The organism is Pantoea sp. UBA7232 (assembly GCF_002473195.1).
GTDB lineage: Bacteria > Pseudomonadota > Gammaproteobacteria > Enterobacterales > Enterobacteriaceae > Pantoea > Pantoea eucrina.
In genome coordinates this window covers 379860-392501 of sequence record NZ_DKTK01000008.1, presented here as the reverse complement: position 1 = coordinate 392501, position 12642 = coordinate 379860, and the positions used below count along the sequence as shown (strand labels likewise).

At 55.3% G+C, this 12642-nt stretch carries 8 protein-coding genes and 1 pseudogene; 8 read left to right on the top strand and 1 reads right to left on the bottom strand.

The features are described from left to right. Positions 1-430 precede the first annotated feature (430 nt). The 8 genes and pseudogenes from fhuE to B4056_RS09715 all read left to right on the top strand — a co-directional run bounded on the left by fhuE (position 431) and on the right by B4056_RS09715 (position 11203). Positions 431-2605: a ferric-rhodotorulic acid/ferric-coprogen receptor FhuE gene (fhuE, locus tag B4056_RS09750; RefSeq protein WP_094110868.1), complete on the top strand. Its 2175-nt coding sequence runs from the start codon at positions 431-433 to the stop codon at positions 2603-2605. Between the two features lie 648 nt (positions 2606-3253). Next, on the top strand, positions 3254-4453 hold the full coding sequence (locus B4056_RS09745) for a glycosyltransferase (RefSeq protein WP_094110869.1): 1200 nt from the start codon (positions 3254-3256) through the stop codon (positions 4451-4453). Between the two features lie 188 nt (positions 4454-4641). Continuing rightward, the gene (locus tag B4056_RS09740) at positions 4642-5637 is read left to right on the top strand and encodes an MsnO8 family LLM class oxidoreductase (RefSeq protein WP_288654540.1); all 996 of its coding nucleotides are present in this window, start codon (positions 4642-4644) and stop codon (positions 5635-5637) included. A gap of 166 nt (positions 5638-5803) precedes the next feature. Next, positions 5804-8067: pseudogene (locus B4056_RS09735) on the top strand (NtaA/DmoA family FMN-dependent monooxygenase). A gap of 9 nt (positions 8068-8076) precedes the next feature. Further along, entirely contained in the window at positions 8077-8586 is a 510-nt protein-coding gene (locus tag B4056_RS09730; protein WP_094110873.1) for a GNAT family N-acetyltransferase, read from the top strand. Positions 8587-8596: 10 nt separating this feature from the next. Next, positions 8597-9523, top strand: a complete 927-nt coding sequence (locus B4056_RS09725) for an amino acid ABC transporter permease (RefSeq protein WP_288654539.1) — start codon at positions 8597-8599, stop codon at positions 9521-9523. Beyond that, on the top strand, positions 9507-10301 hold the full coding sequence (locus tag B4056_RS09720) for an amino acid ABC transporter ATP-binding protein (protein ID WP_040113455.1): 795 nt from the start codon (positions 9507-9509) through the stop codon (positions 10299-10301). Before B4056_RS09725 ends, B4056_RS09720 begins: the two co-directional genes overlap by 17 nt. Beyond that, a complete protein-coding gene (locus tag B4056_RS09715) occupies positions 10301-11203 on the top strand; it encodes an ABC transporter substrate-binding protein (RefSeq protein WP_094110874.1) in 903 nt (300 codons plus the stop codon). The genes B4056_RS09720 and B4056_RS09715 overlap by 1 nt, the downstream gene beginning before the upstream one ends. On the opposite strand, the gene B4056_RS09710 is transcribed toward B4056_RS09715, so the two are convergent. After that, positions 11197-12591, bottom strand: coding sequence for an EAL domain-containing protein (locus tag B4056_RS09710; RefSeq protein WP_094110875.1), 1395 nt, complete (start codon positions 12589-12591; stop codon positions 11197-11199). The genes B4056_RS09715 and B4056_RS09710 overlap by 7 nt on opposite strands. Positions 12592-12642: the final 51 nt, after the last annotated feature.

Here is a 12642-nt window from a genome sequence, read left to right as displayed (position 1 = left end):
GTAGGGGCGGCATTTATGCCGTCCTGGTCACGTTCCGCACCTAACCCGCATCGCATTAATACGACAGGGTCGCATTAATGCGACCCCTACGGGGACATCTGTAGGGGCGGCATTAATGCCGCCCTGGTCACGTTCCGCACCTAACCCGCATCGCATTAATACGACAGGGTCGCATTAATGCGACCCCTACGGGGGCATCTGTAGGGGCGGCATTTATGCCGCCCTTGTCACGTTCCGCACCTAACCCGCATCGCATCAAAATGAAAATTATGGTTTTTTTATCGGATTACAGGGTGTCAGAAGCAGTAACAATTTCTTGCAATAGTAATCTAAATGAGTATATTTCTCATTTGCTTTCTTAGCTATGCCTGCTCCAAGTGACCGGCAGGGTGCGCTGACAGATAAACTAAAATGAGAATTAAGGATGGCTATGTCTTCTAAACCGATGCGCGTCCGCGCTGCGGCTGCAACGGCACAACCTGCGCTGAAAATGTCATTGCTGGCGATGCTGATTGCAGCCGGTGTTGCACAGGCGGCGGAACAGACCCTGATGGTGGAAAACAGCGCGTCTGACGTGGAAAATCAGAACGATCGGGATTACAGCATACCGGTAACGCGCGCAGGCACAAAAATGGCGCTGACGGCGCGCGACATTCCTCAGTCGGTATCGCTTATCAGTAAACAGCGTATGGCCGATCAGCAGCTGCAGTCGCTGAATGATGTTCTGTCCAACACTACCGGTATCAGGGGTGTTTCGGCGGATATGGATCGTACCAGTTACTACTCGCGCGGCTTTCTCATTGACAACTATATGGTAGACGGGATCCCGACCGCGTTTGCATCACGCTGGAATCTGGGTGATGCCCAGACCGACATGGCGCTTTATGAGCGGGTCGAGGTGGTGCGCGGCGCGACCGGGTTACTCACCGGGCCCGGGAATCCTTCTGCGTCGATTAATATGGTACGTAAGCACGCTGACAGTAAAACCCCTACCGGATCGCTGGAAGCGAGCTACGGCAGCTGGAATAAACAGCGCTATGTTGCCGATCTCTCTGCGCCGCTCACCCCTGAGGGTAACGTGCGCGGGCGCGTAGTAGCTGGTTATGAGGATAAAAACAGCTTTATTGAACGCTACGGTTTTGAGAAAAAATTCATTTATGGCGTGATAGACGCCGATCTGACTGAGAGCACCACGCTTTCCGCGGGCTACGAATTTACGCAGGTCGATACCGATTCGCCGATGTGGGGTGGGGCGCCGCGCTGGTATACCGATGGCAGCCAGACGCATCTGCGTCGCGGCTATAACACTCAACCGGAGTGGGCTTACAACAATAAAGAGAACCGCAAGGTTTTCGTCAATCTGCAGCAGAATTTTGATAACGGCTGGAACATTACGCTCAACGGCACGCATAACGAAATGCTGCTGGACAGTAAGCAGATCTATCTCGACGGCTATTTCAATAAGGTGACCGGCGCAGGCAGCTCTGCCTACGCGAATTATCCGGTCATCGGCGGAACCGGTTATAACACCGGCAAGCGCAAAGTGGATGCGGTAGATGCCTTTGCCAGCGGCCCTTATGAGCTGCTGGGACGCCAGCATCAGCTGATGCTGGGGGTTAACTACAGTCGTCAGGATAATAAATATTACAGCGCCTGGACCAACATCTCCTCTGCTGAACTGGGTAACTTTAACGACTTCAACGGCAACTATCCGGAGCCTGACTGGTCGCCGCGCGAACCTGCCACGGACAGCCAGCTGGTGCGGCAAAAATCGGTCTATATGGCTACGCGCCTGACGCTCGCCGATCCGCTGCATCTGATTGTCGGGGCGCGATATACCAACTGGAACCGTCAGGGCATTACCTCTGAACTGGAAGAGAACAATACCACGCCGTATGGCGGTCTTATCTGGGACATCAATGACGCCTGGTCAGCGTTTGCCAGCTATACCTCGGTCTTTCAGCCGCAGGATAATCTGGATGCCAGCGGCAGTTTCCTGACGCCAGTTGTCGGTAAAAACTATGAGACCGGGGTTAAATCGGACTGGTTTGATAGCCGTCTGACCACCACGATCTCTCTGTTCCGAACCGAGCTGGATAATGCGCCGGTTGATACCGGACGTTTCAGCGAGAGCGGAAGCGCTATTTATGAAACCACCGATGGCGTTGTCAGCCGCGGCGTTGAATTTGAGATCAACGGTGCGCTGACGGATAACTGGCAGATGACGTTTGGCGGTACGACCTACATAGCAAAAGACAGCAAGGGTGAGGCCTATAACTCCCAGCTGCCCCGTACCTCTTTCAATCTCTTTACGCACTATCGCCTGCCTCAGTTCGATAAACTGACGCTGGGCGGCGGCGTTAACTGGCAGTCAAAGACCTGGAAAGATATCGGCGGACCTGAAGGTAACGGAACCTGGCGTGTGCGTCAGGGAAGTTATGCGCTGGTGGACCTGTTTGCCCGCTACGACGTGACAAAAAATCTCTCCCTGCAGGCCAACCTGAAAAACCTGTTTGATAAAGAGTATGACGAGAATGTGGGCAGCAGCGGCATCGTGTATGGCGAACCGCGCAGTTACTCGGTAACGGCGAGTTACCGCTTCTGATCCCGGCAGGCGCGTTCTGAACGCGCCTCTTCTCCTCAGGCGGCTAATGGTTTATACCCATCGCACTCTGCTCTCCTCTTAGGCTAAAGTGCATTCAGGCTGAATAGATTTTTTAATCTCCGGACAAAGTAACGCACCTTACTGTTTAACGCGGTTATGCATTGATGCGCCTCTTTTGCGTACATCACAGGCGGTCGCATGTATAGGCGTCCGGTTATGAATCAGGTCTGCAGGGTGCGCCTTCGTTTAATGGCATGATAATTAAGAATAATATCCACCATATTTACACTCTCCAGCCCGTTATTAAGGATTGTATCTCTGTCTGGTATCAGATAATGCCAGGCTGGCTAATGTTATCAACGTTAATCAAAAGACGATTTAATAGTCGTTAATTTCAATTGATTGATAATGTCCGCTATGCATTCAGACAGGGAATTTTTAATTAGCAGGCTATAAGTTAGTGCGCTTATTTTAATATCTGCCGTAAAAATAATTAATATAAAATAACATGCTGAAATGATTTTCGGGGAATAATCCGAATAACCAATATGAAGGCTAATAAAGCATTATACTCGTCGGGCGATCTGCAATTTTTAACTTTTTGAATGCCGGGTTTGTAGTGCTTAAAGTTTATGGCCGGAGTATAAAATGAAAATCATCATTAGCGGCAAGGGATATCCCGAAAAAAGAAATATTGTTACTGATGTTAAGAAAACGTATATCGATTTTCACTCCAGAAATATCTGGACGTATATTAATGCGTTTCGTGGGAAAATTCTGAAACGCAATAAGCTGTTTATATTTTCCGCTCCGCTATGGTCAGCCGGTAGCGAAAAAAAGGTAGTTCATCTCTTTAATGAAGTGGCAACCAGCCGCGAGCGCTGGGTGTCAACCTTTGAAACCGAGCTGCCGCGGGTATTGCCGGTACCGGGCGTCGCCAAAACAGCTAATCCGCTGTTAAAAAAGCTGATGTACTATGTTGCAGCACCGGAATGTGCCGGCATTATCGCCATCTCAGAGGCAACGCGAAAAATTGAGCTGAAACTGCTGGACGCTTTTCCCATTGAGCGGGAAGCGATTAGCGACAAACTGCACGTGCTGCATCCGCCGCAGCCGGTGCTCTATGAGGGCGGACGCACGCCAGCGGCCGATAAAATGATCTTCACCTTTGTCGGTAATGAGTTCTACCGCAAAGGCGGAGCCGAAGTGGTAATGGCTTTCTCCGAACTGATGGACGAGGGTGTGATATCAGCTGGCCAGATCGGCGTTAACCTGATCGGCGACATTAAAAAGCAGCATAATATTGCGCATCGTGAGTGGCAGGACGATGCCGCTTTCCATCATCAAATTGAAACCCTGATAGCTGAGCGCTCCGTATTCACCCATCATACTGCATTGTCTAATGATGAGGTGATGCAGCTGCTGCGTGAAACGCATGTCGGATTGCTGCCGACCTGGCAGGATACCTATGGCTTCTCCGTGCTGGAAATGCAGGCGTGCGGCTGTCCGGTGATTACCACTAACGTCCGGGCGCTTCCGGAAATTAATCCGGCTCAGAGCGGCTGGCTTATCAACTGTCCGCTCAACGATATGTTTGAACTGAATGTGGATACGCTGGCGGAGAAAATGGCGCTGCGCATATTAATTGTGTCGCAGCTCAAGGCACATATTAAGGCGATACTTGAAGACCGGATGCGCGTGGCTGATTATTCAGCGGCAGCCGTAAACAGGATCCGTCAGCACCACGATCCGGATAAATTTAACCGCGCGCTCTCTGCCATTTATGGCGCAAAAGATACGCATGGTTCATTTGATCGCAGTGAAGCAGGCGCACTCAAACGCTCTTAATCTTTATCCGACAGCTATTCTTTTTTTAATCTGACTCCTGCAGCTGCTGCAGGAGTTTTTTTATTTCTGTTCCGGCCAGCCGGGTGATATGCGCAAAACAGCAATAGAACTAACAATATGATGTTTTACGTAACGGAATCATAGCCTGCAAACTAAACGCCATATTCATCAGGACAAGGACAGGGCGTATGTCTTACCAATTAAGCGTGCTCGATAAGTCGCCGGTTGCGGCAGGAGAAAATGCGACACAGGCGCTGGCGCGCTCGCTAAAACTGGCGCAGCGGGCTGAGAGCTGGGGCTATAAGCGCTTCTGGGTCGCAGAACATCATAACAGCGAGCAGCTGGCCAGTCCGTCACCTGAATTGCTTATCGCCTGGATCGCCGCGCAGACGCGCACCATACGCGTCGGCTCTGGCGGCGTCATGCTGCAGCACTACAGTCCCTATAAAGTTGCAGAGAACTTTAATCTGCTGTCATCGCTGGCACCGGATCGCATCGATCTCGGCGTCGGTAAAGCGCCCGGCGGTTTGCCGCTTTCAACGCGGGCGCTTCAGCTCGGGGTTAACCCGGCTGAAAAAGGCAGTTTTGCTGAACAGCTGGCGCTTCTCGATAGCTGGCTGAACGCATCTCCCTCCGCTGACGAAGAGACGCTGCGCGCCACGCCACAGTCACCGCACCCCGCCAGCCGGTTTCTGCTGGGTGCAAGCGAAGCAAGCGCCGGGCTGGCCGCAGAGCTGGGCTGGCAGCTGGTGTTCGCTGCGCACCATAACGGCGATCCGCAGCTGATGGCGCGTGTTCTGCAGCACTATCATGCCCACAGCCGCGGCGACCGTGCGCTGGTAGCGGTTCAGGTGGTTGTGGCGGATTCGCCGGCAGAGGCTGAACTGCTTACCGATGCGCTGCGTCTTTATCACGTCAGCGTGAGAAATGGCCCGGCGGTTAACGTTGCCAGTCTGGAACAGGCTGAACGTTACGTACGCCAGGGAGGATACGCGGATTACGTCATAGAGCCGCGCACGCCGTCACTGCTAAAGGGCACGGCTGCACAGGTGCATGCTCAGCTGGAGTCGATGCATCATCGCTACGGCATTGACGAATTTATTATCGATACGCCACTCGCTGACGAAGCCGCCCGGTTTAAATCCCTGGAACTGCTGGCCACCGCGCGACTGGTTGCGGCCTGAGGATAGCGTAATGATCCGCTCCGCTTTTCTTATCTGCTGCTCATTCTGGCATCGCTGCGAGCGATGTTGCCCGGCACCGATCTGATTCTGCCTGCATAACAACGTTTACCTTTTTCGCCCGGCAACCTCTGCGCTGCCGACGGCTCTGCTTTGTCAGGAGTTTATAATGAGTAAAAGAGAATTACGTCTCGGTACGATATTACACGGCGCGTCAGGCAATATGTCCGCCTGGCGGCATCCGGCTGCGCAGGCTGACGCCAGCATCAGTTTTGACTACGCCAGAAAAATTGCGCGCAAGGCGGAAGCGGGCAAACTCGATTTTCTGTTTGTCGCTGACGGTCTCTATATCAATGAAAAATCGATTCCGCACTTCCTCAATCGCTTTGAACCGCTGACGCTGCTCTCAGCGCTGGCGGCGGTCACAGAGCATCTTGGCCTGGTTGGCACCGTCTCAACCTCTTATAGCGATCCTTTTACCATCGCCCGGCAGTTCGCCAGCCTCGACCATCTCAGCGGCGGCCGTGCCGGCTGGAACGTTGTGACCTCGCCGCTGGAAGGATCGGCCAAAAATTTCTCGCGTCAGCAGCATCCGGAACACGCGCTGCGTTACCGGATTGCGGATGAGTATTTGCAGGTGGTGAAAGGCCTGTGGGATTCCTGGGAAGAGGGCGCCTTTGTACGCGACAAGCGCAGCGGTCAGTTTTTCGATCCGGCCAAGCTGCATACGCCCGATCACCGCGGCGATTTCTTTCAGGTGCAGGGGCCGCTGAATATTGAGCGTACGCCGCAGGGGCGACCGATCATTTTCCAGGCGGGCGCCTCCGGAGACGGACGGCGGCTGGCCGCGCGCCATGCGGATGCGATTTTTACCCACCATGCGACCCTGGAAGAGGCGCAGGCGTTCTGGCGCGATGTTAAACAGCAGCTGGCCGAAAACGGACGCGCCGCGGATGACCTCCATATCTTTCAGGGCGTCAGCGTGATCGTCGGTGACGATGCCGCAGATGTTGAGCAGCAGTATCAGGCTACCGCACAGCTGGTCTCAGTGCCGGATGCGCTTAATTATCTGGGGCGGTTCTTTGACCACCATGATTTCTCACGCTACCCGCTGGATGAACCTTTCCCAGAACTGGGTGATATCGGTCAGAACAGCTTCCGCAGCACCACCGATGAAATAAAACGCAACGCCCGCGTGCGCGGTCAGACGCTGCGCCAGGCCGCGCTGGAAGCGGCCACGCCGCGGCCGCTGTTTCACGGCACGCCAGAACAGGTCGCCGATGGCCTGCAGCACTGGTTTGAACAGAAAGCTGCTGACGGTTTCATTATCCAGGGCGGAACGCCCGACACGTTTGAACGCTTTGTCGATCGGGTTATCCCGCTGTTGCAGGCGCGCGGACTAAGCCGGCGCGACTATCCGGGCACCACGCTGCGCGCCAGTCTGGGTCTGCAGACCCCCGAAAATCAGTTCACATCATAATAACGATCAGGATGAATGCTATGCAGAAAAAATCATTGATAGCGCTGCTGTTACTGGGGCTAAGCAGCGCTGCCGGGGCGGAAAACGTCGCCGTTAACGGGCAGCAGGTCAGCGTGGAGGCGAATAAGACGCCCATTAACACTGCAAAAAATGCAGCGGCTATCGCGCAGATCCCGGCCGGACACCGGTTTGCTGTACCTGGCGCGTTTACCGTGGCGGTGGCCGCCCTTAATTCCCCTCCGCTTACGCTGTTCAGCGACGACAACAAAACGCTGCTTGGCAGCGAAGTGGATATGGCGCGTCTGGTGGCGGACAGCCTCGGCCTGAAGCTCAACGTCGTGCCAACCTCCTGGGAAGACTGGCCGCTCGGCGTGGCGTCCGGCAAATATGACGCGGCGATCACCAACGTAACCGTCACAAAAGGGCGCAAAGAGCGTTTTGATTTTGCCACCTACCGCAAAGACTCACTGGGCTTTTATGTGAAAAAGAGCAGCCCAATCGTTTCGCTCAGCAAAGCAGAAGATATTGCCGGCCTGCGCATTATTGTTGGCTCCGGGACCAATCAGGAAGCGATCTTACTGGCGTGGGATCAGGAAAACCGCGCAAAGGGCCTGAAGCCGTTTATCCCGGTTTATACCAAAGATGACGCAGCGCAGACGCTTTCACTGCAGGCCGGACGTGCGGATGCTTACTTTGGCCCCAACGTCATCGGCGCCTGGAAAGCGGCGCTCAACGGGCAGACCAGGCTGGTGGGCAGCGTGGACGGCGGCTGGCCTAAAGCGGCGCACATTGCAGTGACGGTGAAAAAAGATGGCGGGCTGGTGCAGCCAGTCAATACGGCGCTTAACGGCGTGATACAAAACGGCGACTACGACAAGGTGCTGAATCGCTGGGGCGAAGGCATTGAGCGGCTCGACCGCTCGGAAATCAATCCACCGGGCCTGGGCGACTAAGGGGGCAATATGCATTTTTTTCGTGACGTTTCACCCGCAGCGGCAGAGCTGCAGCCGATTATTACCGGCCTGTTTGGTGAATATGCTGCCCGCTATGGCGACTATTTCAGCAGCCAGAATGAGGTGGAGCAGGATGAGTGGTTTCTGCCTGCGCAGGGAGGCCTGTTTATTGTACTGGAGCGGGATGGCGAAATTATCGCCATGGGCGCCTACAAGCGCTTTGACGCACAGACGGCGGAACTGAAACGCATCTGGACGCGCTCCGATCTGCGCCGTCAGGGCCTGGCACTACTGATCCTGCAGGAGCTGGAGCGTCGTGCGCTGCGCGCCGGCTATCAGCGTGTCTGGCTGACCACCGGCTTTCGTCAGCCGGAGGCGGTGCGCCTCTATATCGGCCACGGCTATCAGCCGCAGTTTGCCCTGCTGGAAGATATGGAGATCTACGGCCGGCCGCCGCACGACGGCCGCCTGCGCTTTCTGAAGATAATTGATGTCCACGCTGCGGCACAGGCGAGCTGAGGAGCCGAAAATGAGTGAGACGCAAAAACTGACCGTGGTGCCGGCACGCTATCCGGCGCGCAGCCTGGGCGCCGTGGCGGCGCTGTTTATTCTGGCAGCGGTGGTGGATTCCATCGCGTTCAATCCGCGCTGGGAGTGGGGGGTATTTGCGCGCTGGTTTTTTGCCCCGGTGATCCTGAATGGCCTGGGTCAGACGCTGCTGCTGACGCTGGCGGGCACCGTACTGAGTCTGATTTTCGGCGGTCTGCTGGCGCTGGCCCGGCTCTCCTCCTCGTGGCTGCTGAGTACGCTGGCGTTTGGCTATATCTGGCTGTTCCGCTCGCTGCCGCTGATTGTAGTACTGATCATTCTCTATAACTTCTCCTACCTCTATGACACGTTATCGCTGGGGATCCCGTTTACGCCCTGGTCGTGGGGTCACTTCCAGACCATTAATGTGCTGGGCCAGTTTCCGGCCGCGGTGATTGGCCTGACGCTGGTGCAGAGCGCCTATAGCGCAGAGATTATCCGCGGCGGGTTCCTCGGCGTGGACCAGGGGCAGTTTGAGGCGGCGTCAGCGCTGGGACTCTCTTCTGCGCGCCGGACCTTCCGCATCATCCTGCCGCAGGCACTGCGCGCGATCATTCCAACCACCTTCAATGAAATCATCAGCCTGGCCAAAGGGACGTCGATGGTTTACGTGCTGGCGATGCCAGAGCTGTTTTACACCATTCAGATGATCTACAACCGCACTCAGCAGGTGATCCCGCTGCTGATGGTGGGCGCCGCCTGGTATCTGATTATCACAACGGTACTGTCGCTGTTGCAGCACAGCGTTGAACGCTCGCTGGCGCGCAGCGTAACCCGCGAGCCGCAGCCATCGCGCTGGCGGCAGTGGCGTAATCGTTATTCAACCCCTGCTGTTATTGAGGAGCGCTCTCATGTCCGAAGCCATTGATTATCGCCCGTCCTATGCTGCCGGGGCGGTTACCATCACCGGCGTCAGCAAGTCGTTTGGTAAACACAAAGCGCTGGACGCGGTCTCGCTGTCGCTGGCGCCGGGATCCGTAACGGTTATTCTCGGGCCTTCCGGTTCGGGTAAGTCAACGCTGCTGCGCACCATCAATCACCTGGAGCGGGTCGATGAGGGCTTTATTCAGATTGATGATGACTATATCGGTTATCAGCGCCGCGGCGATAAACTCTATGAGCTTAAAGAGCGGGCAATACTGCGTCAGCGGGTCAACGTCGGCTACGTTTTTCAGAACTTCAATCTTTTTCCGCACCTGACCGTGCTGGAAAACCTGATTGAAGCGCCGATCGCACATCGTCAGCTTACGCGACGTGCGGCGATTGAACGCGCCGGTGAGCTGCTGGACACGGTGGGACTGCGGCATAAAGCTGACGCCTGGCCGCGCCATCTTTCGGGTGGTCAGCAGCAGCGTATCGCGATTGCGCGTGCGCTGATGCTCAATCCGCGCGTAATGCTGTTTGATGAGCCGACGTCGGCACTGGATCCGGAGCTGGTGGGTGAGGTTCTGGACGTCATTAAAAAGCTGGCGCGCTCCGGCACCACGCTGGTGATTGTGACGCATGAGATTGGCTTTGCGCGTGAAGTGGCAGACAACGTGGTGTTTATGGTTGACGGCCGCGTGGTTGAGCAGGGCAGCAGCGTGCAGGTGCTGAATCAGCCACGCCACGAGCGCACCCGACGTTTTCTGGCCCGGGTGCTGTGATGAAGCGGTTCATCCTGACGCTGGTGGCATCCGGCCTGCTGTTTTCAGCCGCGCAGGGCGCGGCGCTGGATGCGGCTAATAATGAAACGGCGATTCATATCGCCGCCGATCCGCAGGCGATAGCCAGAATTCCGGCGAACTATGCGTTTGTTCACCCCGGCTTTCTGACGGTCGCAACCAGCGCCACTAACTCACCGCCCATCGGATTATGGGCGTCAGATAACAAAACGCTGATTGGCAGCGATCCCGATATGGCGCGACTTCTGGCTGAAAGTCTGGGCCTTACGCTAAAGCTGGTGCCCGCCTCGTGGGAGGAGTGGCCGCTGGGCATCAGCGCCGGACGCTATGATGTTGCCATGTTTAATATCGCCGTGACCGAGGAGCGTAAACGCAAATTTGACTTTGCCACCTATCGGGCTGACAACCACGCCTTTGCCGTACGGAAAGGGAGTCCCATCTCTGCGATTACCGGACGTCAGGATGTCGCGGGCAGGCGTATCATTGTCGGGTCCGGTACTAATCAGGAGAAGATCCTGCTGGGCTGGGATGCGAAAAACCGCCAGGAGGGATTAGCGCCGGTGCAGCCTGTCTATCTTAATGATGACGCTTCTGCCACGCTCGCGCTGTTGTCCGGACGCGCCGATGCCACCTTTGGCCCGCAGGCGGTGGCGGCGTGGAAAGCGGCGTCGCGCGGGCAAACAGCGGTTGTTGGTCACGGCCCGTATCGGGCATGGGTGGCCGTCACAACCAAAAAGGGTAACGGGCTGGCCCCGGCGCTGCAGCAGGCGGTTAATCATGCCATCGCCAGCGGACAGTATCAGCAGGTACTGACGCGCTGGGGAGAGCAGGATGAGGCGGTAGCGCAGTCGCAGATCAATCCGCCGGGCATCGTTTATCAGTAAAGACGGGTCGCACTGCGGCCCCGTTTTTCACCCTGATATTTTTTCACCCAGCTTATCACCTCTGCCGCTGGCAGAGGCCGGGCAAAGTAATAGCCCTGGAAGAACTGGCATCCGCGACTGCGCAGGTAGTGAAACATCTCTTCACTTTCAACGCCTTCAGCCAGCACGTTCAGCCCCATTTCGCGCGTCAGCTCAATGGTTTTATGCACCACAATAGCGGCAGATTCATTTTCAAAAATGTGCATAATCAGCGACTTGTCAATTTTAATATCATCAATCGAAAAATCGCTGAGCGATTTCAGCGAAGAGTAACCGACGCCAAAATCATCGATCGCCCATTTTACGCCGAGCTGGCTGAAGTGCGCGATAACAGAGCTGATATGCTGCTGATCGTAGATAAAGGTGCTTTCGGTGATCTCAAATTTAAGCCGCTGTGGCTGGATCCTGTAACGCGAGAGCAGCAGCAGAGTTTCAGCGGTAAAGTCGCGATGCATTAGCTGCAGAGGACTGATATTGACAGAAAACACCAGGCTGTCGCCGTGCCGGAGACTCTCCCAGGCAGCCATATGCTGCAGCGTGCGCTCCATAACCCATCGGCCAATCTCAATCATCAGGCCACTCTTTTCCGCTACCGGGATAAAAACGTCCGGTGAAATAAATCCTTTAACCGGATGTTTCCAGCGCAGCAGAGCTTCAAATCCGATCAGATGTTTACCGGCATCCACTTGCGGCTGAAAATAGAGTTCGAGCTGATCCTGGCTGACAGCGGCAGAGAGTTCGCGCTTTATCAGGTCAGTTTCAGAGTAATCGCCGCGAAAGGTCAGCGCGGTCAACAGCAGAGAAAGTACGGGCACGATACAGTTAACAATGTATAAACTGGCTTCCGCCGGCAGCGCAAAATGAAACGATCCCTGCTGCCAGGTCAGGCCGGTCAGGGTAAAAATGAGGTAACAGGCGAGGCAGATTAGCGGAAATATTTTGCTGAGATAGCGCGGCTGCTGCCGCAGGACGAGTGCCGAGCCGATGGTCAGCGCGATCAGATAATTACACGCAGAAGGTTTAACGGCAGGATGGTCATTGTCCAGCAGCAGCAGAGCTGTAATGATAAACAGCAGCGCATGCGTGACGATCGCCAGATGCCGCTGCAGTTTGCCGTGAAAGGCAACGGCGCAGATATAGAGACCCAGCGCCACGCCCAGATAGTAGAGCGACGGTATTGCTGGCGAACGGCTATGGGCGTTAAGCAGCGCCATATAAATGCCTGAGGTAGTGCTGGCCACCCCCGCAATCAGCAGCGTAAAGCGCAGCTTCTTTTCTGCGCTCTCTCCCTTCAGGCTAAAGGGCAAATTACGTACACGCGAATAGCCCGCAGTCAAAAACGCGATCATCACTCTGCTCTGTAATTGATTAGTTTTATTGTATTCAGGAGCGCTATCTTA